The following is a 25,245-nucleotide window of genomic DNA, read 5'->3' as shown; positions in this document are numbered from 1 at the left end:
GTTTGTGAATCTGTGACAAGGCCCGTACCGGGCAGGAAGGGTCCAACCATGACCAACCTTCGCTCCTACTTTGCGGCTGCGGTACTGCCGCTCATCCTGGCGGCGGGTGCCTGCGGACCCTCCCAGGCCTCCGAAGAACATCGGATTGACCCCCAGGCCGCCATCAGCGTCAACAACGTCGAACCCACGGCTCCGTTGATTCCTTCCAGCACCAATGACACCGCAGGTTGGAAAGTGGTGACCCAGCTCTTCGACGGGTTGGTCACCTTCGACGCCAAGGGTGGGATGACCCTGGTCGAGGCCAAATCAATCACCCCCAATGAAGATGCCAGCCGGTACACGATCGTCCTCAAGCCCGGACTCACGTTCAGCGATGGGGAGAAGATCACCGCCAAGACCTATGCCGACTCCTGGTCCTTTGCGGCGAATGCAGCCAATGGGCAGCTGGGGGCTTCGGCCTTTTCGACCATCGCCGGATATGAGCAGGTGCAGGATGAGCATGGCGACTCCAAGGCACCACTATCGGGTCTTCGCGTGGTTGACGACCTGACCCTGGAGGTGACCATGGATAAGCCGGATTCCTCCTTCCCCTACAAGGTGGGAGATGTGGCCTTCCTTCCCCTGCCGTCGTCCGCCTACAAGGACATCAAGGCCTTCGGCAAGAAACCAATCGGGAACGGGCCTTACCGCTTCAAGTCATGGGTGCCCAATCAGGGAATCAGGTTGGAGAGGGACTCCGCATACAAGGGACCACGCAAGGCCCGGAACGGAAGTCTGGAGTTCAGGGACTACCAGAGTCTTGATGCTGCCTATGCCGATGTTCAGGCCGGACACCTGGATGTGCTCGATACGGTTCCGGTTTCCCGTCTGAAAACGTTCCGTACTGATTCGGGTCTGCAACCCTTGGTCAGGCCGGGGCCGGCCTTCCGGTCCCTGACCATCCCGCAAGGCCTGCAGCATTTCCAAGGACAGGAAGGCGCCTTGCGCCGGGCGGCCCTGTCGTATGCCCTTGATCGAGCGGAAATAGCCGACAAGGTCTTCGCCGGTTCGGTCACTCCGGCCACCGATTTTCTTGCCCCCACCATCAGGGGGAATGCCTCCGACATCGGAGGCAGGAAAGTGCTGGACCACGATCCGGACCAGGCCCGTAGCCTCTGGAAGGAGGCTGACGCCATCTCTCCATGGGAAGGTACGCTCCGCATTGCCTACAGTGCCGACGGGACCGACAAGGACTGGGTCGATGCGGTTCTGCACGAGTACGCCCAGGTTCTGGGCATCAAGACGGAGTCGAACATCTTCCCGACTGGCAAGGAGTTCAATACGGCGGTTCATAATCGCCAGGTCGACAGTATTTTCAATTCCGGCATCACCTCGGACTATCCCCATCCCGAGGGTTACCTTGTTCAGGGGTATGCCTCCAGTCAGGCGGACGGCAAGGGGTTGAACAACGGGGACTACAAGAGTGCGGAGTATGACACCCTTCTTGCCCAAGCCGCCTCGAAGACCGACCAGGACGAAGCCATGCAGGATTACCGCCAGGCCGAGGCCGTCCTCCTCAGGGATCTTCCGGTGCTGCCGCTCTGGTACAGGAAGGTCTCCGCAGTGGCCGGCAAGCAGGTTCGTCAGGTTTCCTTCGGTTACATGGGTCTGCCGGTCTACAACCAGGTCACCAAGTAGGTTCGACGAACCGTACCTGGCTGATGACGAGTCGTTTTGATACCATGACTCTGGCCGATGTGATCGGCACGGGGCCTTAGCTCAGTCGGTTAGAGCAAACGACTCATAATCGTTCGGTCCAGGGTTCAAGCCCCTGAGGCCCCACCAGACGAAACCCCTACAGGCACAAAGCCTGCGGGGGTTCTCTGTTTCTTCCTGTCAGCAAATCTCTCGGTCCTGTGACGGGCAAGTTCTGAAGGATTGAAGCAAGACCGATTGCCCTATGTGCCGTGGCGAGATGTTCATGTGGGGACTTTGCCCTGGAACCGCTGGTTGTTGCTAGGCTTATTGAAAGGACGGACCGTGAGTGGTTCGCGGTCCGTCCTATCGCAGCCTAGCTCTAGCACCATGCTGTGTGCCGATTCCATATGGGTCGACGAACATGGCAGCCGGGGGAAATGGAGCTAGGCGCGTTTCCTCGTATCGAACCGACCTCTTCACTTCCCGGCCTGCGGCTGCCAGGTGAACGGGGTGATGAGCATGGTTCGGAATTGGTCTAGTGACCAAAAAGCTGTATATCGACTGGGCATATGGGCAGAGATATGCCTGATTCCTGGCACAGTCTGATAGTGATTGCGGTATATAGCCGCACAGATGGGAAAAACTGATACATGCGCTCTCCATACTGAGACTCTGCATAAGGCAGATTCTCAAGCGAAACTATCGTGTATACGTTTTCCCCCGTATAGAGATATTCTCTGGGTTACAGCATACACCCGCCCGTATCGGTGTCAAAGGGGTCGGGGCGTATTCCAGATTCAAATGGTCGTACACTCCGGCATACTGGAGGAAGCGGCTGGGTAGGGGCCTGTCCAGGGCGGAATCGTCAGGCCGGGCTTTGGTCATGAGTGTGTTCGTGAAGAAGGCTCCCGGTAGAATTCAGGATGGACACCGTTCCGGCGACGGCTACCGTCCTCTGATTGCAACTGGTGGATGCCGGCCTGTCATCCGAGGGAAAGGAAAACGATGAAGTACGATTTCACAACGATTATGGACAGGCATGGCAGGGATTCCATAGCGGTGGACGGGCTGGGTGCGGAGCCCGGTTTCGCCCCTGATCCCCCAAAGGCCGGGTTCGATGTGATTCCCATGTGGGTGGCCGATATGAACTTCCCGACCGTGCCCACGGTCCAGGAGGCAATAATCGAACGTGCCAAGCATCCGGCGTTCGGGTACTTCGATCCGACTGATGAGTATTACGATGCCATCATCGATTGGCAGCGTGCCCGTAACGGTGTGGAAGGTCTGACCGCTGAAGACATCGGTTATGAGAATGGGGTTCTGGGTGGTGTCGTATCCACCCTGACGGCATTCGCAGCGCCTGGAGACAAGGTCCTCCTGCATAGTCCGACCTATGTGGGATTCACCAACTGCATCGAGAACAACGGATACCATATCGTCCACAGCCCCCTGAAGAAGGATGAGCAGGGTGTCTGGCGGATGGACTTCGAGGACATGGACCGCAAGCTCAAAGAGAACAACATTCATGTGGCTGTCTTCTGCAACCCACACAACCCCTGTGGGCGCGTCTGGGAGAAGTGGGAGATCGAGAAGGCCATGGAGGTATACAAGGAGAACGACTGCGTGGTCATCTCCGATGAGATTTGGTCCGATCTCATACTGGCCGGTAACAGGCACACCCCCACCCAGTCGGTGAGTGAGGATGCCCGGAACAGGACAGCCGCTTTCTACGCACCAAGCAAGACCTTCAACCTGGCCGGTCTGGTGGGCTCCTACCACATCATCTACAACAAGTACCTTCGCGACAGGGCGGTCTCCAAGGGTTCCAAGGCCCACTACAACGATATGAACGTCCTGTCCATGCATGCCCTGATTGGAGCCTATAAACCGGAGGGGCAGGAATGGGTCGATGAACTGCGCCAGGTCCTGACCGGGAATGTGGACTATGCGTGTGACTACATCTCCAGGCATTTCGAGGGGGTGGATGTCTCCAAGCCCCAGGGAACCTACATGCTCTTCGCGGACTGTTCGCAGTGGTGCGAGTCCCACGGCATCAGCCTGGACCAGCTGGAGAAGCGGGCCTGGGATGTCGGCGTGGCGATCCAGGACGGACGGCAGTTCAAGGCCCCCTGTGCCGTCCGCATGAACCTCGCCCTGCCGCTGAGTCGGGTCGAGGAGGCCATGGAGCGTCTGGACAGGTACGTTTTCAACGCTTGAGTGACAGGGGGCTGCACAGCCCTGTAATCACTGGAACTGCATGCCTCCATCGACGATCAGCGTCTGCCCGGTGATGTAGTCGGAGTCATGGCCGGCCAGGAAGGCGACGGCGTTGGCCACATCGCTGGGCTCGGAAAGGCGGCCCATGGCGATGCCATCGGAGAAGGTCGACATGCCCCACTCGTCGTCCTTGCCGGCATTCTTGCCCACCTGATGGGCAATGTCCATCATCATGGGCGTCTTGACGATACCCGGGGCGTAGGCGTTGGCGGTGATTCCCTCCTTGGCCAGGTCCCGTGCGGCGACCTGTGTCAGGCCGCGGATGGCGAATTTGGTGGAGGAGTAGAGCATCAGATTCGGATTGCCCACTACGCCCGCCTGGCTGGTGGCGTTGATGATCTTGCCGCCGTGGTGCCGGGCACGGAACTGCTCGACCGCGGCCTGTATGCCCCATATGGTGCCTGCCACATTCACGTGGTAGACCTGATCGAACATCTCGGGGGTAATGGACTCGATGGGGGTGGTGGGTCCGAGACCGGCGTTGTTGACGATGACATTGAAATCACCGAGCTGTGTGGCGGCCTTTTCGACGGCGGAGCGGACCTGGACCTTGTCGGTCACGTCCAGGGTGACGGCGATGGCCCTGCCCCCGTCCTCAGTGATGGAATCGGCGACGCTGGTTGCCTTGTCGCCGTTCATATCGGCCACGGCCACAGCGAATCCGTCTGAGGCCAGACGCCGCGCAATGGCCTCTCCTATGCCCTGGGCGGCCCCCGTGACGAATGCGACTTCCTGTGTCATGCTCTCCTCCTTCATTGGATGAACCGCCAATCAGGTGGTCTGGTTGTTTGATTATAGGTACGGGGTATTGGAATCTTGGGGAAACCGTTCGGCGTGTGGCGCAATAGGTTCGGTTCTCCTGAAGGTGCGCTACAATTGTCTCCGGTTCCGGTTCACGTTGACCATAGGGGTCGGCGACCCGGTGCCCTTTGTCTCCTAGGAGTCCATTATGAAGCAGGGAATTCATCCCGATTACCATCCCGTAGAGGTCACGTGCTCGTGCGGCAACACCTTCATTACCCGTTCGACCGCCTCTGGCGATCATATGACGGTTGATGTCTGCTCGCACTGCCACCCCTTCTACACCGGCAAGCAGAAGATTCTGGACACCGGTGGGCGTGTGGCAAGGTTCGAAGCCCGTTACGGCAAGAAGAACAAGTAGCATTTCAACGCCAGTCCCGACCCGGGTCGTCTGCTATGCCCGGTTTGGAACTGGCGTTTTTCTATGCAAATCGGCCAGAGAGGGCAGGATTCGATGAGTGAGGAAGAGTTCCCGGCGGCCAAGGTCGCTCTGGAGGAGTACCAACGCCTGGAGCATCAGATGAGCCAGCCCGAGGCGGCCTCGGATCCGGCCCAGATTCGTAAGCTGGGGCGTCGTCATTCCGAGCTTGCCCCTATCGTCGAGGCATACCGTAGGTATACCGGTCTTCTTGAAGACCATGAAGCCGCCCAGACCATGGCTGGTGAAGACCCGGAGTTCGCTCAGGAGGCCAAGGACCTGGCCGACCGGATTCCAGCCGCTCGGGAACGCCTGCGGACTGCCCTGATTCCACGCGATCCCGATGACTCCCGCGATGCCATCATGGAGATCAAGGCCGGAACCGGTGGCGAGGAGGCCGCCCTCTTCGCTGGTGATCTGATGCGTATGTACATCCGCTATGCCGAAAAGCGCGGATGGTCCACTGAAATCATGAATGAGAACCGCACCGAACTGGGTGGGGTCAAGGACGCCGAAATGGCTATCCGTGCCAGGGGACAGGTGGCCCCTGCCGATGGGGTGTGGGCCTCTATGAAGTACGAGGGCGGGGTCCACCGGGTCCAGCGTATCCCCGTTACCGAGTCCCAGGGGCGGATCCAGACCTCGGCGGCAGGTGTGATTGTCTTTCCCGAGGCAGACGAGGACGATGACGAGATTCAGATCGACCCCAAGGACCTGAAGATTGATATCTTCATGAGTTCGGGGCCGGGCGGTCAGTCCGTCAACACTACATATTCCGCCGTCCGCATGACCCATATTCCCACCGGAATCGTGGTCTCCATGCAGGATGAGAAGTCGCAGATACAGAACCGTCAGGCGGCCCTGCGGGTGCTCAAGTCCCGGCTGCTGGCCATGAAGCATGAGGAGGAGGCCGCCCAGGCGGCCGACATGCGCCACTCCCAGGTGCGCTCCCTGGACCGGTCCGAGCGGATTCGGACCTACAACTTCCCAGAGAGCAGGATTGTCGATCACCGTACCGGGTACAAGGCCTATAACCTGGAGCAGGTGCTGGACGGGGATCTCCAGGCCGTTATCGATTCGGACATCCAGGCCGATGAGGCCCAGAGAATGGCCTCCCAGGAGTGACTTCCGCAGGCGGCGACCCCCAGGGCCTCCCAGCCCTGATACAGGAAGGGTGCAGCGTACTCCGCGCAGCCGGTTTGGAGACTGCTGAGCACGATGCCAGGGTTCTCCTTGCCGAAGCTGCCGGTGTGGACCTGCACGATCTTGACAAGGGACTTCTGCTCGGGTGGGACCTTGACCAGCTGGCAGTCCCGACAAGGAACGCGGCGCAGGCTCTAGGGGACTACCGCAGCTGGCTGCAGAGGCGGTCTGAACGTGAGCCCCTTCAGTACATCCTCGGCCATACGGCATTCAGGATGCTTGACTTGGCCGTGGGACCCGGCGTTTTCATTCCCAGACCCGAGACCGAGACCGTGGTCCAGACGGGATTGGATTGGATAGCCGCCCAGGGGTTGTCGGAACCGGTAGTGGTCGATCTCTGTGCCGGAAGTGGGGCCGTGGGACTTTCGGTCGCCGCCGAGGTCGGCGGGGCGCGGGTCTGGGCTGTGGAGATTTCGGATGAAGCGGCTGTCTGGACCCGCAGGAATGCCGATGCGCAGTCGGAGACCCTCGCCCGGTCCGGTTCTTCGTATCACCTGGTTTTTGGTGATGCCACCAGCGGGACGGTGCTCACCGAACTTGACGGTCGTGTTGACCTGGTCATCAGCAATCCCCCATACGTCCCCATGGATCGGGTGCCCACCCAGCCCGAGGTCAGGGACTGGGATCCGGCACTGGCCCTATACGGTGGTTCTCCCGACGGATGCCTGATACCGGAGGGCATCATCAAGCGCGCGGCGGACCTGCTCCGCCCCGGGGGCCTTCTGGTCATGGAACACGACTGCAGCCAGGGGAGGGCGCTGCGCAGTATGGCCAGGCGGGCTGGGTACGTGAATGTCTCAACAGGGCAGGACCTTGCCGGTCTGGATCGGTATCTCTTGGCTCAGGTCATATGATTGGACTGGCAACGGCCCTGACCATGGGGCACAATAGTGAGGTACGACCGGGATTGCCCTTTGACGGGCGGTTGATTTTTGGTGTGCCGATTGGTCGGCAGAAGCGGAAAGGGCAGTGAATCGGATGAGTCAGGTGCTGGATTGCAGCCATGATTCCCTGCTGCGTCTGGCAGAGGTCATTGGCAGGGGGGAACTGGCGGTTGTCCCGACGGATACGGTCTACGGCATCGTCTGCGACCCCTTCAACGACCAGGCCATTGCCAGGCTCTTCGCTGCTAAGCAGCGCGCAAGAACCAAGTCGATACAGGTGTTGCTGGATTCCGTCGAGGCCATACCCGCCCTGAAACTGAGCCTGCCCAGCCCCTTGGATATCCTGGCTGACCGCTTTCTGCCCGGTTCATTTTCGCCGATTTGCCTGGTCGGGGAGGAGTGTGGACTCTGCACCCCCCGCCAGGAATCTGATTGCAGGACACAGGCCATAAGGGTGCCTGATTCCGACGTGTGCCGCTCCCTCCTTGGGATGACCGGGCCCTTGGCCGCTTCCAGCGCCAACAGGTCCGGGAACCCCAGTGTCCGCACCGTTGAAGAGGCCCGCGAACAGTTGGGGGACTCGGTTGCGTGCTACCTGGATGGTGGGCCGACCCCCGGTTCGGTAGCCAGCACGGTCGTTGAGGCGGATGCCGACGACCCCGAGGGCATACGCATCCTTCGCCAGGGAGTGATTGACCAGGCGGCCCTGCGCAAGGTCATCAGGGAAGTCGCTGCGGAAGGCGGTCGGGCATGAGGGTCTATCTGTTCATCGCTGCAATCGCTGGCGGGGCCACCTGGCTGGTCATGCCCATGGTTCGGCATATCGCTATCCGTATCGGAGCGGTGGGGGAGGTCCGCGCTCGCGACGTGCATACCATTCCGACACCCAGATTGGGTGGCCTGGGCATGCTGATCGGGTTTGCCGTCGCCATGTTCTTTGCCTCGCGAATACCGTTCATTACGGGTCTTTTCCAGACCGGCCACCAGGCCTGGGTCATCCTGGGCGGGGCCGTGGCCATCTGCCTGCTGGGCATGGCCGATGATCTATGGGACCTGGACTGGATGCTGAAGTTGGCCGGTCAACTGCTCATATCGGTATTCGTCTCCTGGGGAGGGGTACAGATCATCTCCCTTCCGTTGGGCTCACTGGTGGCAGCCTCTCCCAGCCTTTCCATGGCCATCACGGCCTTCCTGATTGTGGCCTCCATCAATGCCGTGAATTTCGTGGACGGCCTGGACGGCCTGGCGGCGGGGATTGTGGCCATCGGTGGCATCGCCTTCGCCATCTACTCATACATCATCGCCCGCATTTCGCCTGACTACGCCTCCCTGGCCACCCTGATCGATGTTGCCATGGTGGGGACCTGCGTGGGATTCCTCCTCCACAATTGGCACCCCGCCAAGCTTTTCATGGGAGACTCGGGGTCCATGCTTCTGGGATACCTGATCACCTGCGCCTCCATCGTGGTCACCGGTCGTCTGGATCCAGCCACCATCCATACCAGCATCTATCTGCCGGCCTTCATGCCCATCCTCCTGCCCATCCTGGTCCTCTTCCTGCCGGTGCTCGATATGTGCCTGGCCATTGTCCGCAGACTCAGTCACGGTCAGTCGCCCATGCATCCCGACCGGATGCACCTTCACCACAGGATGCTGCGCATCGGTCATTCCGTCCGCTCCGCCGTCCTGATTCTCTGGGGCTGGGCGGCACTGATATCGTTCGGGTCCCTCTTCATCCTCTTCTATCGTCCGCTCTATGTGGGCATAGGCTTCCTGATTGCCACACTCATTCTGACCTTTGCCACCCTGTATCCCTATTACCGCAGGCGCATTCCTGAAATCCGGCAGGAAAACGCCCGCCTCAAGACGCAAGGGGCCGGTCATGCCGGGGACCTTGTTCGTCATGATGATTCGGACCGGGAAGACTGAGTATTCCCGGTCAACCAGGGTTTGTAGAATAACGACATGGCCTTAGATAATTCAAATATCGACTCTGCCCCATACTCGCCACTTCCCCCGATGTTCCAAAAGCTCGGACTCGCTTACGACGACGTGCTTCTGTTGCCCAACGAATCCGATGTGGTTCCCTCCGAGGTGGATACCACCACCCACCTCACCAGGAACATCACCATGAAGTCCCCGGTGCTCTCCGCGGCCATGGACACCGTCACCGAAGCCACCATGGCCGTAGCCATGGCCCGGAACGGCGGTATCGGCGTCCTCCACCGCAACCTGAGTATCGAGGACCAGGCCAGCCAGGTGGATATCGTCAAGCGGTCCGAATCCGGCATGATCTCAGATCCTCTGACCGTCACCCCTGATGCCACCCTGGCCGATTTGGACAAACTCTGCTCGGTCTATAAGGTGTCGGGCCTCCCGGTCGTCGACCGAGAACAGCGCCTGGTCGGCATCATCACCAACCGTGACATGCGTTTCGTCAATCCTGCTGATTTCGACAGGCTCAAGGTCAGCGACGTCATGACCAAGGATCACCTGGTTACCGGACCGGCCGACATCACCAAGGAAGATGCCCACGCCCTCCTGGCCAAGTACAAGGTGGAGAAGCTCCCGCTGGTGGATGGACAGGGCAAACTTGCGGGCCTGATTACCGTCAAGGACTTCGTCAAGACCGAGCAGTACCCGCAGGCCACCAAGGATGAGCAAGGTCGCCTGAGGGTGGCCGCAGCGGTCGGATTCTTCGGAGACGCCTGGCAGCGTATCACCGCTCTGACCGACGCGGGGGTGGATGTGCTCGTGGTCGATACCGCCCACGGCCACGCCAAGCTCATGCTCGACATGATTCGCCGGATCAGGTCCGATCATGCCTTCGACCATGTCGATATCATCGGTGGCAACATCGCCACCAAGGAGGGCGCCCAGGCTCTCATCGATGCCGGAGTGGATGCGGTCAAGGTCGGTGTGGGTCCCGGTTCCATCTGCACCACCCGCGTGGTGGCCGGCGTCGGTGTGCCCCAGCTGACCGCCGTCTACGACGCCGCCCAGGCCTGCAAGGCCGCCGGTATCCCCCTGGTGGCGGATGGTGGTATCCACTACTCCGGCGACATAGCCAAGGCCATCGTGGCCGGTGCCGATACGGTCATGCTGGGTGGTCTCCTGGCCGGTACCGAAGAGGCCCCGGGTGAGAAGGTCCTCCTGCGAGGCAAACAGTACAAGGTCTATCGCGGCATGGGCTCGCTGGGTGCCATGGCGCCTCGTGGCAAGAAGTCCTATTCGAAGGACCGCTATTTCCAGGCCGATGTGACCAGCAACGACAAGGTGGTTCCCGAGGGCGTAGAGGGAGAGGTTCCCTACCGCGGGCCGCTCAACTATGTGCTGTACGAGCTGGTGGGCGGACTCCATCAGACCATGTTCTACACGGGTGCGCGCACGATTGCCGAGCTTCAGGAGAAGGGCCGCTTCATCCGCATCACCGACGCGGGTCTGCGCGAGTCCCATCCCCACGACATCGTCATGACCAAGGAAGCCCCGAACTACTCCGGCTTTCATGACTGAGTGACATATTTCCACTCCGGAGATGAACGGCGCAGGACCTTTGGTGGTTCTGCGTCGTTTTGCATAAGCGTGCACCATCCGGTCGGTTCCCGCCTTGCGGATTTCGTGGCGCACAGGTATTGCCGGAAAAGCGGAATCGCCGAAGGGAAATCCGTTTCCGGTCATGTCCTGGCGGTATCTTGAAATGTTCCGTCCAAGGTGGCGGAAGGAGTGACCCGGGATGCCATCCGGGTCTGAAAGGTGAGCAGATGAGCGACAAGAATGATCTGACCTTCAGTACCGAGGAATCCCGCATGATTTGGATTGATTGCGAGATGACCGGTCTGGATATCTTCCATGACGAGCTGTGCGAGGTCTCCGTGGTTCCCACCGACTTCAACATGAAAGTCCTGGACAAGGGCATCGACCTGGTCATCAAGCCCTCCCAGTCGGCCCTGGACCATATGGATGACTTCGTCAGGCACATGCATACTTCCTCCGGACTGATCGAGGAGATGAAGACCGGTCTGACCCTGGACGAGGCCCAGCGCCAGGTCATCGAGTACATCACTCCCTTCCTTCCCGAGCATGGAAAGGCCCATCTGGCAGGGAACTCGGTAGGCTCCGACAAGAAGTTCCTTGACCGGTACATGCCCGACCTGATGGGGTTGCTGCACTACAGGGTCATCGACGTCAGCACACTGAAGGAGCTGTCGCGCCGCTGGTATCCCGATGTCTACAAGAACAAACCGGCCAAACACGGTGGTCACAGGGCTCTGGCTGACATCATCGAGTCCATGGACGAGTTGCGGTACTACCGCTCCATGTTCTTCACGCCCGCTCCCGGCCCGGATGCAGCCCGGTCCAAGGACGGGGCCGCGGAGATCGAGAGGACCAGCCTGCTCCGGCATTACGAAGAGTCCGGCAACCCGATCGAGGATGCGGGCAGCCCCGAGAAGACCGACTACTGACCACAGTTCTGTCCGAGTCCGGGTACAGTCCATGTACCTCAGGCGTGGCACCATGGAGACATGCAGCAATCCGAAGCCCTGACCATATTGAACGCGGGGGCCAACGTCTTCCTCACCGGTGCCCCCGGAGCGGGTAAGACCTATGTTCTGAACGAGTTCGTCAGCCAGGCCCGCAAGAACGGGGCGGCCGTATCCGTGACCGCCTCGACGGGCATAGCGGCCACCCACATCAATGGTCAGACCATCCACTCCTGGAGTGGGGTGGGCATCTCCACCTCCATGACGGAGTCTCTGCTGCGCCGCATCAAGACCCGGCGCGGTCGGCAGATCGAAGGAACCGACATCCTGGTCATCGACGAGGTCTCCATGATGCACGCCTGGCTTTTCGACATGGTGGACCAGGCCTGCAGGGCCGTTCGCCACAGCCCCGAACCATTCGGGGGAATCCAGGTGGTTCTTTCAGGGGACTTCTTCCAATTGCCGCCGGTGACCCGGCCCAACCATGTGGGTGGCACGATTCCCGGGCCTGAATTCCAGGTATCGCGGGAGCGTTACGCCCAGATGGGTAAGGACCCGGAGGGGTTCGTCACGGAATCCCTGGTCTGGGACGACCTTGATCCGGTCGTTTGCTATCTGACGGAACAGCACCGTCAGGATGATGGGCAGTTGCTGACCGTGCTGACCGACATCAGGGAGGGCGGGGTCACCCAGGAGGACCATGATGTCCTTGCCACACGGGTGGGTGCAGTACCTGCTCCCGGTACGGTGGCGGTGCATCTCTTCCCTGTCAACAGGCAGGCCGATGCCCTCAACGATCAGCGTCTGGCGGCCATAGGCGAGGAGGCCCACCACTACGAGGCCACATCGCGGGGTGAAACCAAGCTGGTCGAGCGGTTGAAGAAGAACATGTTGGCCCCGGATGACCTGACGCTGAAGACCGGAGCTGCGGTCATGGCCCTGCGCAATGACCAGGATCACCAGTATGTCAATGGTTCGATAGGCACGGTAAAGGGGTTCACCAGCCAGGCCAAGGGGGGCTGGCCGATTGTGTCCTTCCAGAACGGGAACGAAGTCACGATGAAGCCGGCGGCTTGGGAGACCATGGACGGGGACACGGTGCTGGCCGCCGTCAACCAGGTTCCCCTGAGGTGCGCCTGGGGAATCACCATCCACAAGTCCCAGGGTATGACACTTGACCGAGCAGTCATGGACCTGAGGCGCACTTTCGCCCCCGGTATGGGGTATGTGGCGCTCTCTCGTGTGGAGGGTCTGGATGGGTTATACCTGGCTGGCATCAATGAACGCGCCTTCCTGGTTTCACCGGATGCCGTTGTCCTGGACGCGGACCTCAGAGCCAATTCCAAGGCCGCCTGTGCCCGGCTGGGGGATGAGGGTGCCCGGTCCTTCACCAAGCGGTCGGTCGGTCAGGCTCCTGAGGATGAGTTCTCCCAGGACCAGCTCTTCTGACCTGGTGCCGCAGCTTTCCTGATTCAGGGGTGGGCGGGAATGCGGAGTTGTTCCGGGTTGCTGTGCGGATGAGGCTTATATTCGAAGGGGTATGTCCCTTTGCGCGAATATCTTTGAGGATATGAGAACCAAAGCCATGCGCATGTCAACACTGTTCCTGAGGACCCTTCGCGAGGACCCCGCCGATGCCGATGTGGACTCGGCCAAACTCCTGCAGAGGGCAGGATACGTGCGCAAGGTCGCGCCCGGCATCTTCACCTGGCTCCCCTTGGGGCTGAAGGTGCTCGAAAAGGTCCAGGATGTTGTCCGTGAGGAGATCAATGGAATCGGGGCACAGGAGGTCCACTTCCCGGCCCTCCTGCCGCGAGAGCCCTACGAGGCCACCCATCGCTGGGAGGAATACGGCGAGAACCTCTTCCGCCTCCAGGACAGGCACGGGGCCGATTACCTCCTGGCTCCCACCCACGAGGAGATGTTCACCCTCCTGGTCAAGGACATGTACTCCTCGTACAAGGACCTTCCCGTGGCCCTCTATCAGATTCAGACCAAGTACCGTGACGAGTTCCGTCCACGCGCAGGGCTGATTCGTGGCCGTGAGTTCGTTATGAAGGATGCCTACTCCTTCACGATGGATGAGGAGGGGCTGCAGAAGGCCTACCAGGACGAACGTGGGGCGTATGAGCGCATCTTCAAGCGGCTGGGCGTGGACTACGTGATTGTCCATGCCGTCTCCGGTCCCATGGGCGGATCCCAGTCCGAGGAGTTCCTCGCCCCCCTGCCCATCGGAGAGGACACCTTCGCCCTGGCTCCTTCGGGGAAGGCCTGGAATGTTGAGGCGCTGACCACGCCCGAGCCTGAGGGGATCGACTTCTCGGCCACCCCTGATGTGGCGGAAGTGGATACGCCTGATTCCAAGACCATCGAGAGCATGGTGGGCCGGCTGAACGAACTCCATCCCCGCAGTGATGGGCGCGAGTGGACCGCCGAGGACACCCTGAAGAATCTGATCATCGCCGTCAGGCATCCGGCCGATGATGACCATCCTGACGGATGGCGGGAGCTCGTGGCGATAGGTCTGCCCGGAGACCGTAAGGTCGACATGAAACGGCTTGAAGCGCAATTCGCCCCGGCGGAAATCGAGGAGGCCAACGAGGTCGACCTGGCCTCCCATCCGGAATTCGTCAAGGGATACATCGGACCCAGGGTCCTGGGACCGCAGCGTGATGACACCGAGTCCGCCGCCCATGTGAGGTATCTGATTGATGCCCATGTGGCTTCCGGTTCCGAATGGGCAACCGGGGCCGATGTTGAGGGGAAGCACCTTGTTCATGCCGTCTACGGGCGTGACTTCCAGGCTGACGGCGTGGTCGAGGCGGCGGAGGTCCGTCATGGCGACATGAGTCCGGACGGTTCGGGTCCTCTGAGCTTTGAGCGAGGAGTGGAGATTGGACAGGTCTTCCAGCTGGGGCTCAAGTACTCCCAGGCCCTGGACCTCAAGGTCCTGGATCAGAACGGCAAGGCTGTCCCTGTGTGGATGGGCTGCTACGGCATAGGGATCTCGCGGGTCCTGGCCTGCATCGCCGAGATGCACCACGACGAGCGAGGCCTGGCCTGGCCCCTGGCGGTGGCCCCGGCAGCGGTCCACGTGCTGGCTACAGGCAAGAAGGAGGAGGCCTTCCAGGCCGCCGAAGGACTCGTCTCCCAGCTGGAGGAGCAAGGGGTTGAGGTGCTCTACGACGACCGCCCCAAGGTATCGCCCGGGGTCAAGTTCAAGGATTCCGAGCTGATTGGTGTGCCTCTGGTCGCCATTGCCGGCCGTGACACCATAGAGAACGGGACCATTGAAATCCGCAATCGCGACGGTTCCGACTCGGTCTCAGTGCCTGTTGATCAGGCCGCCCAGGTCATCATGGGCAGGATTGCCGCCCTGGGCTGATGCGAATCAGGGCACTTTGCCGGAGCTGTGGATGAGGAGCGGCCCGGGTCAGCTTTCGAGCATGACCCGGACCGCCCGCTTGTATATGAAGACCGGGGGCCGGTCCGGTTCATCGCCTGCACCGGAGGCTGGTTGGTTCGAATCAGATTCTGAGCAGGATGGGCAAGTGGTCCCTGCGTGAGCCGGTATCGACCGGTTCGCAGGCCTGGACCCTGTCGGCCAGACGGTCGGAGGTCAGCCAATAGTCGATTCTCCAGCCGGAGTTGTTGGCCTTGCTGGTCATGGCCCGCTGGGCGAACCAGGTATAGATGCTTCGCTGATTATCGAAGAAACCCGCCGCCTGGCCATGCACCTTCCGGAAGGTGTCGGTGAAACCTGCATCCAACAGTTGCCCGAATTTGCTGCGCTCCTGGTCGGTGAAACCTGCTGAGTGGTGGTTGGACTGGGGGTTGGCGATGTCGATCTCCTCGTGGGCTACGTTGAAATCGCCGCATGCCAGGACCGGTTTGCTGGCATCCAGTTTCTTCAGATAAGCGCGGTAGCAGTCGTCCCAATGGCCGCGGGGTTCAAGGCGCACCAGTCCGGAACCGGCGTTGGGGGTGTAGACCGTGGTGACAAAGCAGTCGGGGAACTCCAGGGTGATCATCCTACCCTCGTCATCCATGGTGTCGGGAGCGCCAATCTTCGGATAGGTGACTTCGGGTTTCGGCAGGTCCTTCCTATAGAGCATCATCGTGCCGGCGTATCCGCGCCGGGCCGGCGGCTCGGAAATACGATGGACTTCCTCATAATCGGGGAAGTACTGCATCAGGGCTTTGAGTATCGTATCGGTCTTCTTCCGGTCATCATTGAGCTTGGTCTCCTGGATGGCCAGAACATCGGGGTTCAGGTCCCTGATGGATTCCACTACGTTCAGAGAGAGGGACCCGCGGGCACTGTTGCCGAGCAGGGCTGCGTTGAGGGAGTCGATGTTCCAGCTGACCAGTGTGTGCACCATGAGTGATGATCCTTCCGTGCCGGTATTCACTGTCTGTTTTCCTCAGTCTATCGTTGTTGCCCTCAGGCGGGGCCTGCTTTGCTCTGTAGGCTGCCGGGCCGAACTTACTGATGTTCTGCTCGTTCGCACAGGTAGTCGATTTGTTCACAAGTCATGGCTGAGGTGATGTTCGACCACATGGTATGGCTGCAGGGAGCGAAAGGTCCTTCCGAGCCCATGATGGGTCTACCACTTGATGGGATGCACCCGGAACGGAGGCCGTGTCCCCTTCCCCCGCTCTGGCAGTCGGTTCTTCCGGTCAGGGCCCATCGAGTGGCATTCAACGGGAATACCCGGTTACAACGAAAGAGGCAAGAGATGGCAGCCAATGAATCAAAGGTCAGCATGTTCGGATTTGTGGGGAAGGCCCCCGTGCGAATCGGGCAGCCGGAATCCGCTCCGGTGTGTACATTCAGGCTGGGTTCCACCCCGGCCTATTATGACGCGGCCAAGGGGGCGTGGATCAGAAGGCCCACTACCTGGATTACGGTCAAAGCCTTCAGAAACCTGGCTGTGAACCTGTTTCACTCTCTTCACAAGGGCGATCCCGTCATAGTGACCGGCAGCCTGATTACCGAGGAGTGGACCAAAGAGGGGCAGTTGCATTCGTCTCTGGTTCTGGAAGCCGACGGGGTGGGGCATGATCTGAACCTGGGACAGGGCGTCTTCACCAGAGTCAAGCCGGAAGAGACTGATTCACCGGGACGCAGAGACCCCTGGGACGATAGGGCCGATTCCAAGGCAGGGAATACCCCTGATGATTCTGAGGATCTTGGAGCCGCCACCAGGGAAGGGGTTTCTCCAGGACAAGAGATGGCGGGGTCGCATACCGCAAATGAAACGGCGAAGGCACCCACACAACCTGTGGATGCCTTCTGAATCTATGTGTCAGGTTCTGTCTGCGGGTTGACCGCAGACATGACCGGAACCGCATAACCTACCAGATATGGACCCGTTCTTTCGGGTCCAGCCACATCCCATCGGAGGTCTGCACCGTAAAGGCGTCATAGAACTTGTCGACGTTTCTGGCAATCCCGTTGGTTCGGAATTCGGCGGGGGAGTGGGGGTCGATCTGGAGATACTGCTCGGCCAGTTGGTCTCGGTTCTTGGTCCGCCAGATGGAGGCATAAGAGAGGAAGAACCGTTGGAGACCGGTGTAACCGTCCAGATACGGCGCCTGCTCCAGAGCCTCGTCCATCCCCCGGGCGCTGGTGTCGATATCGCTCCCTGCCTTGCACTGCAAGGCCAGGGCATAAGCCTTGATGGCGATGTTGACCCCGCCCAGGTCGCCTATGTTCTCGCCAATGGTCAGGGCTCCGTTGACATGCGGTGCCTTATCGGGTTCGTCCGCGTACTTCTCCGCCAACTGTTCGGGAACGAATCCGTTGTACTGCTCGATCAGTGCCTTGGTCCGCTTTTCGAAGTTGGCCCTGTCCTGAGGGGTCCACCAGTCGTTGAGTCTGCCGTTTCCGTCGTACTTGCTGCCCTGGTCGTCGAATCCGTGCCCGATTTCGTGTCCGATTACGGCCCCGATGCCCCCGTAGTTGGCGGCATCGTCGGCTGCGGGGTCAAAGAAGGGGGGCTGTAGGATGGCGGCAGGGAAGACGATGACGTTCAGGGTCGGTTCATAATAGGCGTTGACGGTCTGTGGGTTCATCAGCCACTCGTCATTGTCGACGGGCTTGCCGGCCTTGCCGAATTGATATCCGGACTCGTACAGGTTGGCCTGGCGTACGTTTTCCACCAACCCTGCATCCTCCGACACCCGCAGCGCCGAGTAATCGCGCCACTTGTCGGTGTAGCCGATTTTGGGAGAGAACTTGTCGAGCTTGGTCAGGGCTTTGAGTTTGGTCTCCTCACCCAGCCAGTCGGAGGTCGAAATCGAGATGCGGTAGGCCTCGATCAGGTTACCGACCAGCTCCTCCATGCGTTCCTTGCTGGACTGGGGGAAGTGCCGCCTGACGTATTCCTTGCCCACCTCTTCGCCGCTGATTCCGTTCACCAGGGAGACAGCCCGCTTCCAACGGTCACGCATCTGGGTGGTGCCTGAAAGGACCTTTCCGTAGAAATCGAAGCGGGCCGTGTCGAAGTCCTCGGTCAGGAAGCTGGCCCACTCAATCAGGACGTGCACCCGGGACCAGAGTTTCAGATCCTCAAGGTCGCTCTCCTTCCAGAACCCGTTGAAACCCTTCAGGAAGGTCGGCTCATGGACGATGGTGTGGTCCAGGGCCGCGGTAAGGTCTACGGGCTGCCATGCCGACGCCGTGCTGGCATCGTAGGCCGCCTGCCAGGCCTTGATCCAGGCGGATAGGTTGAAATCCGACAGGGTCTCCTGCAGCTGGTCCATGTCAGTGGGGTTGTAGGTCTTGTCCTCGTCCCTGGTCGATACGTTGTCCCAGTGATAGGAGGCGATGCGGGTCTCCAGATCCAGGAACCTGTCGGCCTGGTCCATGGCCTGGCTCTGGTCAGGGGCATAGGCGGCCAGCCTCAGGAGCCTGGCGACCATCTCCTTGTACTCCTGACGGACCGACTGATAGTTGGATTCGCGGTAATAGGCCTCATCGGGTAGTCCCAGTCCGGCCTGCTCGATGTGGGCCACGTTGGTGACAGGGTTGCCCGGATCGCCGTAGATGGCTATTCCGAAGAAATCGGGGCCGCCGGTGGGATTGAGCCGCCCCAGGAGGGACGTCAGTGAGGTCTTGTCCCTGGCGGCGTCGATGGCTGCCAGGTCGGAGCGAATCGGGTCCAGCCCCGCCGCCTCTATGGCCTGGGTGTCGAGGAAACTCCGGTAAAGAATGGCCGATTTGGTGGCGGGACTGTCCGAGTCCTCCAGGATGTCCCTGATCTGACTTTCGGCATCCTCGGCGAGTTTGTCGAAGGACCCGAACCGGGAGCGGTCCTCGGGAAGGGTGTAGGTATCGATCCAGGGCCCATTCACATAACGGAAGAGGTCGTCTTGGGGTCGGATGACGGAAGAAAAGGATGTTGGGTCCAGACCGGACCTGACAGGTGATTGTGCTGCATGTCTCATACCTTGCAAGCCTAACTGTTTTTTATGACATGGGCCATAATGCCCATCGATGCCTGGGCCTGGTCGATTCGGGGGCTGCATTGCCTTGCGCAGTGTGAGCGTAGGGATGAAAAACGCGGTCGAAGCTTCTGTCGCGCCTAGACTGAGCATAGGAGCGCGCACCTGTACAGGTGCGCCAACACCATCTGAAAGGGGCATCATGTCAGATCCCAACCAGGGCCAGGATCCGGATTGGTACAGCGACGGGCAGTACCAGGGTCCGTACGGTAACGGGAATCCCCAGGCCGGATACCCGCGGTCGGGGTCCATGCCCACCATGGACCCCTTCAGACTGATTGTCGAGGACATGGCCGGCGGAACCATGAAGGCCATACGCATCCTGCTTGGGGCCATGGGCGCCCTTGGAGTGGTTCTTGGCCTGGCTCTGCTGCTCTGGCCCGATAAGACCCTGATTGCCCTGACCGTTATTCTCGGTATCTACTTCATCATCTCCGGTGTGGTTAGGTTGGCTACCTCCATCGTGGCCCAGGGGCTGCCGGGCGGATGGCGTGTTCTGGGGATTCTCTTCGGCGCCTTGATTGCCATCGGCGGCATCGTCATCATTAAGAATACGGCCCTGTCGGCATCGGCCCTGACGATTCTGGTTACGATGATTGTCGGCATTGGCTGGATCATGGAGGGCGTCATGAGCCTGGCCGCCTCCTGGGGGATGCCTCACTCCGGTTGGGCCATCTTCTCCGGAGTCGTGTCGATCCTGGCCGGCATCTGCGTCATGATCTATCCGCTGGGTTCGGTCATGTTCCTGGTCATCTTCAGTGGATGCGCCCTTCTGGTTCTGGGCATCGTCTCCATCATCAGGGCGTTTTCGTTCGGCAGGCGATGACCCTCGTTCCATCGGTCCCTATTGCAGGATAAGACTGATACCAGAGCATGGGTGGGCCGGGCGGAGCAATGGCCACTCAGACCTGGTAGCCGCAGAAGCAAGGGCGGCAAGTGTGCGGAGAACCCGAAAGGATGTACAGGCATGATTGAGCTGAAGACCAAGCAGGAGATCGAGGAGATGAAGCCGGCCGGCAGGTTCGTTGGTCGTATCCTCAAGGAACTCAAGGCCATGAGCAAGCCCGGGGTCAATCTGCTGGACCTGGACAACCATGTCAAGGAGCGCATTCAGTCCCGCAAGGGGGCCACGTCCTGCTACGTGGATTATGCGCCAGACTTCGGCACCGGCCCCTTCGCCCACTACATCTGCCTCTCGGTCAATGACGCGGTCCTGCACGGGGTTCCCTTCGACTACGACCTCAAGGACGGCGACCTGCTTTCCCTTGACCTGGCCATCAATGTCGACGGGTGGGTCGGTGATTCGGCCATCAGTTTCGTGGTGGGTGATGATGCCGACCCCGAGGACCTTCGTCTGATCAAGACCACCGAGGATGCCCTGGCGGCCGGTATAGCCCAGGCCCAGCCCGGCAATCGTCTGGGAGACATATCCGCTGCAATCGGCGAGGTGGCCCACGAAAACGGCTACAGCGTCAACCTGGACTTCGGCGGGCACGGCGTGGGGCGCATCATGCACGGAGATCCGCATGTCCCCAATGACGGCACCCCGCATCACGGATACAAGCTGCGTCCCGGGTTGGTCATCGCCATCGAACCCTGGTTCCTGGCAACCACCGACGAGATATTCCAGGATCCCAAGGACGGCTGGACCCTGCGCTCAGCCGATGGTTCCCGCGGGGCTCACAGCGAGCACACCATCGCCATCACCGAGGACGGGCCGGTCATCCTGACCAGCCGGGACTGAATTCCCGTCACACCATGTTGCAAGGACTTACGCATCACACGATTTGACATCATCTTCCGGTAACGGAAGGAGTGATTCCGTCTGTTAGTATGACCGAAATTCCGCGCCGGTATAGGGAAACACCGCATCGTCGCCAGGATCCTGGTGGCTGTACCGGCAAGACGGTCCGTCGGTTGCAGATGGAGGTGTCGGATGTCAACAGCCCATTTGGTTGTCGGAGATGCGAAGTTCGATCTCCCTCTGGTCGAATCCACCGAAGGACCCAAGGGCATCCTGGTCTCCTCCCTCCGCAACGACGGATGGGTCACCTTGGACCCGGGGTTCCTGACCACGGCCCAGTGCGAGTCGGCCATAACCTTCATTGACGGCAGACGTTCCATCCTGCGCTACCGGGGATATCCCATCGAGGAGCTCTGCGAGGGGTCGAACTTCCTGGAGGTGGCCTGGCTCCTGATTCATGGGGACCTGCCCGACAAGAGGCAGTATGACGAATTTCGCGAGCGGATACTCCACCACACCTTTGTAGGGGAGGACTTCCGTAATCTCCTCTCCTCCTTCCCCAGGAGCGCCCACCCGATGAGTGTCCTCGCCTCGGCGGTCAACGCCCTGGCCACCTTCCATCCGGATACCTGCGGATTCGGCGACCCTAACGGGTTCGAGGAGGCCTGTGCCATCATCATGGCCAAGGTCCGCACCATCGTTTCCCTGATCCACCGTCGTCGTCGGAACGAACCGCTCCTCTACCCGGATGAGACCCGTGGCTACGTGGAGGACTTCCTCAGGATGAGTTTCGCCATTCCCTACGAGCCATACCAGATCAACCCGCTTATGGTCCAGGCGCTCGACAAGCTCCTCATCATCCATGCGGACCATGAACAGAACTGCTCCACCTCGGTCGTCAGGGTGGCAGGATCCGCCCATGCCAACCTGTATTCGGCTGTGGCGGCGGGTATAAACGCCCTCTCGGGGCCCCTGCACGGTGGTGCCAATGAAGAGGTGCTTCGACAATTGGAGGAGATTCGGGACTCGGGACTCGGCGTGCGCGCCTTTGTCGAGGAGTCCAAGAAGGAGGGGAGCAGGATTTCAGGCCTGGGACATCGGATATACAAGTCCTATGACCCCAGGGCCGCAATCGCCAAGAAATGGCTCTATGCCGTCATGGACGATGAGGTGAGCCAGCTGGGTTCAGCTGACAGGTCCCTCTTCGACGTGGCCCTGGAGTTGGAAGACATGGCCCTTCATGATGACTACTTCATCGAGCGGCATCTCTACCCCAATGTGGACTTCTATACCGGGCTGATCTATCGGGCCATCGGATTCGATCCCCAGATGTTCACGACCCTCTTCGCCTTGGGGCGCATACCTGGATGGATAGCCCAGTACCACGAGATGATGAACGATCCCACCTCGAAAATCGGACGGCCCCGTCAGGTCTATACCGGGCCGGGCAAGCGGGACTTCGTTCCCATCGAGCAACGCCGGTGATCAGGGCATGCAAATGGACCGGCGAAGGAATCGAATCACTTCAGCCGGTCCATTGTGGTGAGGCGGGGTCAGTTCGCGTGGAGGCTTTCGTTCAGTTCGATGCCCTTGGTCCGTAGACGGACCTGGACCTGTCCGGTCTGGGAGTTGCGGATGAAGAGCAGGTGGTCCTTGCCGCTGAGTTCGGACCCCTTGACCGTGTCCTTCCTTATCCCCAGGAACTTGGCCGCTTCACTTTCGGCACCCAGGGTAATCTTCGTTCCGGCGGTGACATAGAGGCCGGCCTCCACCACGCAGTTGTCGCCCAGGGATATGCCGATGCCTGCATTGGCTCCCAGGAGGGAGTGCTCGCCGATGGAGACCCGGTGCTTGCCACCGCCGGAGAGGGTGCCCATGATGGAGGCCCCACCGCCGATGTCGGAACCATCGCCCACCACGACCCCTTGGGAGATGCGACCTTCGACCATGGATGTGCCAAGCGTACCTGCATTGAAGTTGACGAACCCCTCGTGCATGACCGTGGTGCCAGGCGAGAGGTAGGCACCCAGGCGGACCCTGTCGGCGTTGCCGATGCGAACACCCGAGGGAACCACATAGTCCACCATCCGGGGAAGCTTGTCGATGGCGAGTACGGTCACGTCGGTTACGGGGATTCCCGGCATGGATCGGGCTGCGGTCCCGAGCAGGTCGGTCTTGCGCAGGGTGAAATCCTCCGGCGCGAAGGGGCCGTAGTTGGTCCAGACCACATTGGTCAGCTTTCCGAAGATCCCATCGAGGTTCATCGAGTTGGGCTTGGTCAGACGCATGCTGAGCAGGTGGAGGCGCAGGTAGGCATCGGCCGCGTCCTTGATGGGCTTGTCAAGCTCGGACACTGTAAAGACGGGCTGCCTGCGAACGCCGCGGGCATCAGGCTGGTCCTGCACAAGGTCCCCGAGCCCGTGTGCCGGACGATTCTCCGGACTGGGTGGGGTTGATATCTCCGCCTTGGGATACCAGACATCCAGGGTCCTGCCCTGGGCGTCCATGCTGGCCAGACCCCAGCCCCATCCTGTAGCTGTTGCTGTCATCGCGACTCCTTACCTGTCGTCCGGCGGGCCATCTGGTCCTCGTGTGCTCCACTCAGGATAGAACAGGATCGGTTCAGGGCTCCGGGCGGTCTTGGGGGTTGGGACCGGTCCTGGCTAAGATGGTGCCCTGTGAACAAGTACAGGGATGAACGCGAGCGCCGCGAGCGCAGACGCAGGAATGTGGCCCGGGTGGTCTGCCTCGTCATAGCCGTCGCCCTCCTGGGTTCCCTGCTTGTTCCTGCTCTTTTCAGTGGTCTTTGACACCATGCTTGCCGGTCTCCCCGCAGGGTCCGCTATCGGGGAGTGGGGAGTGGCCCAGTGGGATCTGGCGCTGCTCCGGTAATGGACGGTCGGGATGACCGTATCCGGATGAAACAGGTATGAAAACGTATGTTGTCGGCATGGTTCGGTGCCGACGTATGGAATGGTGAAACAGTATGGCAGAAGTTGATTTTTCACAGGCTCTGGCACAGGCCCGGGCAAAGTACGAGATGATCGCCAAGGCACTGGACCCGGAAGGTCTGCGCTCGCGGATTGCCGATCTCGAGAAGGAGGCCAGTGCCCCCGGGCTTTGGGACGACCAGGAGAACGCCCAGAAGGTCACCAGCAAACTCTCCTCCCTTCAGTCCCAACTCAAGCACCTGGAGTCCGCCTCCAGCAGGCTGGATGATGTGGAGACCCTGGAGGAGCTGGGGCGAGAGGAGAATGACCGGGATGTCCTGGCGGAGGCCAGCAGGGAGGTCGAATCCCTGAATTCCGACCTGGCTGACATGGAGATTCAGACACTCCTTGACGGCGAGTACGACGAGCGTGCGGCCGTTGTGACCATCCGCTCCGGAGCGGGTGGCGTGGATGCAGCCGATTGGGCGCAAATGCTCCTGCGTATGTACATGAGGTGGTCCGAGCGGCACGGATTCAAGACCAAGATCATGGACACCTCCTACGCCGAGGAGGCCGGTATCAAGTCGGCCACCTTCCAGGTGGACGCTCCCTACGCCTACGGTAGGCTCTCGGTCGAGGGCGGCACCCACAGGCTGGTCCGTATCTCCCCCTTCGACAACCAGGGCCGCAGGCAGACCTCCTTCGCGGCTGTCGAGGTCATCCCCCTGGTGGAACCCACCGATCACATCGATATTCCGGATTCGGACATCCGAGTGGATACGTATTGCTCCTCAGGACCCGGCGGACAGGGTGTCAACACCACCTATTCTGCGGTCCGCATCACCCACTTGCCCACCAATATCGTGGTCACCATGCAGGATGAGCGCAGTCAGATCCAGAACAGGGCGGCCGCCATGGCCGTCCTCCAGTCCCGTCTTCTGGTTCTCCGTCATGAGGAGGAGGCCAAGAAGAAGAAGGAACTGGCCGGCGACATCAAGGCCAGTTGGGGCGACCAGATGCGTTCCTATGTGCTCCATCCCTATCAGATGGTCAAGGACTTGCGCACCGGCTATGAGACCTCGGATACCCAGGGGGTTTTCGATGGAAACATCGACGCCTTCATCGAGGCAGGCATACGTTGGCGCCACCAGCAGCGTCGCGAGCAGCAGGAGGAGCGCGAGGCAGCCGGAGAGTGAGCCTCCGGCTCGCCGACGTGGAGATGATGCCATGATTTCGCCCCTCGGGCCTGATCGGGTGCTGCTCCGGTGAGTAAGGTCGTATTAGTTGATAATGTCGGTGTGATTACCGATGAACGGAGGGT

At 60.5% G+C, this 25,245-nt stretch carries 21 protein-coding genes and 1 tRNA gene; 18 read left to right on the top strand and 4 right to left on the bottom strand.

What is annotated here, in order from left to right:
* Positions 1–48 precede the first annotated feature (48 nt).
* The 3 genes from H3V08_RS04715 (at position 49) to H3V08_RS04705 (ending at position 3,894) form a co-directional block, all read left to right on the top strand.
* Positions 49–1,677, top strand: coding sequence for a peptide ABC transporter substrate-binding protein (locus H3V08_RS04715; protein ID WP_198181768.1), 1,629 nt, complete (start codon positions 49–51; stop codon positions 1,675–1,677).
* A 70-nt stretch (positions 1,678–1,747) separates the two neighbouring features.
* Positions 1,748–1,824, top strand: a tRNA-Ile gene (locus tag H3V08_RS04710).
* 858 nt (positions 1,825–2,682) lie between these two features.
* Complete coding sequence (locus H3V08_RS04705) at positions 2,683–3,894, top strand: MalY/PatB family protein (protein ID WP_198181767.1); 1,212 nt, start codon at positions 2,683–2,685, stop codon at positions 3,892–3,894.
* Between the two features lie 27 nt (positions 3,895–3,921).
* On the opposite strand, the gene H3V08_RS04700 is transcribed toward H3V08_RS04705, so the two are convergent.
* Positions 3,922–4,695: a (S)-acetoin forming diacetyl reductase gene (locus H3V08_RS04700; RefSeq protein ID WP_198181766.1), complete on the bottom strand. Its 774-nt coding sequence runs from the start codon at positions 4,693–4,695 to the stop codon at positions 3,922–3,924.
* 208 nt (positions 4,696–4,903) lie between these two features.
* Here H3V08_RS04700 and rpmE point away from each other — a divergent pair, with 208 nt between their 5' ends.
* The 9 genes from rpmE (at position 4,904) to H3V08_RS04655 (ending at position 15,126) form a co-directional block, all read left to right on the top strand.
* The gene (gene rpmE / locus H3V08_RS04695; RefSeq protein ID WP_033490525.1) at positions 4,904–5,116 is read left to right on the top strand and encodes a 50S ribosomal protein L31; all 213 of its coding nucleotides are present in this window, start codon (positions 4,904–4,906) and stop codon (positions 5,114–5,116) included.
* 93 nt (positions 5,117–5,209) lie between these two features.
* The gene (gene prfA, locus H3V08_RS04690; RefSeq protein WP_110444959.1) at positions 5,210–6,298 is read left to right on the top strand and encodes a peptide chain release factor 1; all 1,089 of its coding nucleotides are present in this window, start codon (positions 5,210–5,212) and stop codon (positions 6,296–6,298) included.
* Positions 6,295–7,230 carry a peptide chain release factor N(5)-glutamine methyltransferase gene (gene prmC / locus H3V08_RS04685; protein ID WP_332461764.1) on the top strand — a complete coding sequence of 312 codons (936 nt, stop codon included), beginning with the start codon at positions 6,295–6,297 and terminating at the stop codon, positions 7,228–7,230. The genes prfA and prmC overlap by 4 nt, the downstream gene beginning before the upstream one ends.
* A gap of 124 nt (positions 7,231–7,354) precedes the next feature.
* The gene (locus H3V08_RS04680; protein ID WP_198181765.1) at positions 7,355–8,014 is read left to right on the top strand and encodes an L-threonylcarbamoyladenylate synthase; all 660 of its coding nucleotides are present in this window, start codon (positions 7,355–7,357) and stop codon (positions 8,012–8,014) included.
* Positions 8,011–9,189: an MraY family glycosyltransferase gene (locus tag H3V08_RS04675; protein WP_045921463.1), complete on the top strand. Its 1,179-nt coding sequence runs from the start codon at positions 8,011–8,013 to the stop codon at positions 9,187–9,189. Before H3V08_RS04680 ends, H3V08_RS04675 begins: the two co-directional genes overlap by 4 nt.
* A 36-nt stretch (positions 9,190–9,225) precedes the next feature.
* Complete coding sequence (gene guaB / locus H3V08_RS04670; protein WP_198181764.1) at positions 9,226–10,773, top strand: IMP dehydrogenase; 1,548 nt, start codon at positions 9,226–9,228, stop codon at positions 10,771–10,773.
* Between the two features lie 248 nt (positions 10,774–11,021).
* Positions 11,022–11,723: an oligoribonuclease gene (orn, locus tag H3V08_RS04665; RefSeq protein ID WP_198181763.1), complete on the top strand. Its 702-nt coding sequence runs from the start codon at positions 11,022–11,024 to the stop codon at positions 11,721–11,723.
* Between the two features lie 60 nt (positions 11,724–11,783).
* Positions 11,784–13,190, top strand: a complete 1,407-nt coding sequence (locus H3V08_RS04660) for a PIF1 family DEAD/DEAH box helicase (protein ID WP_198181762.1) — start codon at positions 11,784–11,786, stop codon at positions 13,188–13,190.
* A gap of 121 nt (positions 13,191–13,311) precedes the next feature.
* On the top strand, positions 13,312–15,126 hold the full coding sequence (locus tag H3V08_RS04655) for a proline--tRNA ligase (RefSeq protein WP_198181761.1): 1,815 nt from the start codon (positions 13,312–13,314) through the stop codon (positions 15,124–15,126).
* A 142-nt stretch (positions 15,127–15,268) separates the two neighbouring features.
* Here the strand turns inward: H3V08_RS04655 and H3V08_RS04650 are convergent, their stop codons facing one another.
* Complete coding sequence (locus H3V08_RS04650; RefSeq protein WP_045921460.1) at positions 15,269–16,123, bottom strand: exodeoxyribonuclease III; 855 nt, start codon at positions 16,121–16,123, stop codon at positions 15,269–15,271.
* A 357-nt stretch (positions 16,124–16,480) separates the two neighbouring features.
* Here H3V08_RS04650 and H3V08_RS04645 point away from each other — a divergent pair, with 357 nt between their 5' ends.
* Positions 16,481–17,041: a single-stranded DNA-binding protein gene (locus H3V08_RS04645; RefSeq protein WP_198181760.1), complete on the top strand. Its 561-nt coding sequence runs from the start codon at positions 16,481–16,483 to the stop codon at positions 17,039–17,041.
* A gap of 58 nt (positions 17,042–17,099) precedes the next feature.
* On the opposite strand, the gene H3V08_RS04640 is transcribed toward H3V08_RS04645, so the two are convergent.
* Positions 17,100–19,193: a M13 family metallopeptidase gene (locus H3V08_RS04640; RefSeq protein WP_198181759.1), complete on the bottom strand. Its 2,094-nt coding sequence runs from the start codon at positions 19,191–19,193 to the stop codon at positions 17,100–17,102.
* A gap of 199 nt (positions 19,194–19,392) precedes the next feature.
* Here H3V08_RS04640 and H3V08_RS04635 point away from each other — a divergent pair, with 199 nt between their 5' ends.
* From H3V08_RS04635 to H3V08_RS04625, 3 genes are all read left to right on the top strand, one after another.
* Complete coding sequence (locus H3V08_RS04635) at positions 19,393–20,076, top strand: HdeD family acid-resistance protein (protein WP_198181758.1); 684 nt, start codon at positions 19,393–19,395, stop codon at positions 20,074–20,076.
* Positions 20,077–20,217: 141 nt separating this feature from the next.
* Positions 20,218–20,994 (top strand): type I methionyl aminopeptidase, encoded by a 777-nt coding sequence (gene map, locus H3V08_RS04630; protein WP_033490506.1) that lies wholly within the window; start codon positions 20,218–20,220, stop codon positions 20,992–20,994.
* Between the two features lie 192 nt (positions 20,995–21,186).
* The gene (locus tag H3V08_RS04625; RefSeq protein ID WP_198181757.1) at positions 21,187–22,479 is read left to right on the top strand and encodes a citrate synthase; all 1,293 of its coding nucleotides are present in this window, start codon (positions 21,187–21,189) and stop codon (positions 22,477–22,479) included.
* A 68-nt stretch (positions 22,480–22,547) separates the two neighbouring features.
* Here the strand turns inward: H3V08_RS04625 and dapD are convergent, their stop codons facing one another.
* The gene (gene dapD / locus H3V08_RS04620) at positions 22,548–23,543 is read right to left on the bottom strand and encodes a 2,3,4,5-tetrahydropyridine-2,6-dicarboxylate N-succinyltransferase (protein WP_198181756.1); all 996 of its coding nucleotides are present in this window, start codon (positions 23,541–23,543) and stop codon (positions 22,548–22,550) included.
* A 129-nt stretch (positions 23,544–23,672) separates the two neighbouring features.
* On the opposite strand from dapD, the gene H3V08_RS07585 reads away from it, so the two are divergent.
* On the top strand, positions 23,673–23,804 hold the full coding sequence (locus tag H3V08_RS07585) for a hypothetical protein (protein WP_258323549.1): 132 nt from the start codon (positions 23,673–23,675) through the stop codon (positions 23,802–23,804).
* A 176-nt stretch (positions 23,805–23,980) separates the two neighbouring features.
* Complete coding sequence (prfB, locus tag H3V08_RS04615) at positions 23,981–25,120, top strand: peptide chain release factor 2 (RefSeq protein WP_198181755.1); 1,140 nt, start codon at positions 23,981–23,983, stop codon at positions 25,118–25,120.
* Positions 25,121–25,245 lie beyond the last annotated feature (125 nt).

Source organism: Bifidobacterium sp. M0307 (genome assembly GCF_016100445.1).
GTDB lineage: Bacteria > Actinomycetota > Actinomycetes > Actinomycetales > Bifidobacteriaceae > Bombiscardovia > Bombiscardovia coryneformis.
The sequence above is the reverse complement of the archived record's forward strand: the minus strand, read 5'-3'. Positions and strand labels throughout refer to the sequence as shown.

Excerpts from the sequence above, each read along its gene's own strand:
- H3V08_RS04715 (WP_198181768.1), top strand. The coding sequence starts at position 49 with ATGACCAACCTTCGCTCCTACTTTGCGGCTGCGGTACTGCCGCTCATC.
- H3V08_RS04705 (WP_198181767.1), top strand. The coding sequence starts at position 2,683 with ATGAAGTACGATTTCACAACGATTATGGACAGGCATGGCAGGGATTCC.
- H3V08_RS04700 (WP_198181766.1), bottom strand. The coding sequence starts at position 4,695 with ATGACACAGGAAGTCGCATTCGTCACGGGGGCCGCCCAGGGCATAGGA.
- rpmE (WP_033490525.1), top strand. The coding sequence starts at position 4,904 with ATGAAGCAGGGAATTCATCCCGATTACCATCCCGTAGAGGTCACGTGC.
- prfA (WP_110444959.1), top strand. The coding sequence starts at position 5,210 with ATGAGTGAGGAAGAGTTCCCGGCGGCCAAGGTCGCTCTGGAGGAGTAC.
- H3V08_RS04680 (WP_198181765.1), top strand. The coding sequence starts at position 7,355 with ATGAGTCAGGTGCTGGATTGCAGCCATGATTCCCTGCTGCGTCTGGCA.
- H3V08_RS04675 (WP_045921463.1), top strand. The coding sequence starts at position 8,011 with ATGAGGGTCTATCTGTTCATCGCTGCAATCGCTGGCGGGGCCACCTGG.
- guaB (WP_198181764.1), top strand. The coding sequence starts at position 9,226 with ATGGCCTTAGATAATTCAAATATCGACTCTGCCCCATACTCGCCACTT.
- orn (WP_198181763.1), top strand. The coding sequence starts at position 11,022 with ATGAGCGACAAGAATGATCTGACCTTCAGTACCGAGGAATCCCGCATG.
- H3V08_RS04660 (WP_198181762.1), top strand. The coding sequence starts at position 11,784 with ATGCAGCAATCCGAAGCCCTGACCATATTGAACGCGGGGGCCAACGTC.
- H3V08_RS04655 (WP_198181761.1), top strand. The coding sequence starts at position 13,312 with ATGAGAACCAAAGCCATGCGCATGTCAACACTGTTCCTGAGGACCCTT.
- H3V08_RS04650 (WP_045921460.1), bottom strand. The coding sequence starts at position 16,123 with ATGGTGCACACACTGGTCAGCTGGAACATCGACTCCCTCAACGCAGCC.
- H3V08_RS04645 (WP_198181760.1), top strand. The coding sequence starts at position 16,481 with ATGGCAGCCAATGAATCAAAGGTCAGCATGTTCGGATTTGTGGGGAAG.
- H3V08_RS04640 (WP_198181759.1), bottom strand. The coding sequence starts at position 19,193 with ATGAGACATGCAGCACAATCACCTGTCAGGTCCGGTCTGGACCCAACA.
- H3V08_RS04635 (WP_198181758.1), top strand. The coding sequence starts at position 19,393 with ATGTCAGATCCCAACCAGGGCCAGGATCCGGATTGGTACAGCGACGGG.
- map (WP_033490506.1), top strand. The coding sequence starts at position 20,218 with ATGATTGAGCTGAAGACCAAGCAGGAGATCGAGGAGATGAAGCCGGCC.
- H3V08_RS04625 (WP_198181757.1), top strand. The coding sequence starts at position 21,187 with ATGTCAACAGCCCATTTGGTTGTCGGAGATGCGAAGTTCGATCTCCCT.
- dapD (WP_198181756.1), bottom strand. The coding sequence starts at position 23,543 with ATGACAGCAACAGCTACAGGATGGGGCTGGGGTCTGGCCAGCATGGAC.
- prfB (WP_198181755.1), top strand. The coding sequence starts at position 23,981 with ATGGCAGAAGTTGATTTTTCACAGGCTCTGGCACAGGCCCGGGCAAAG.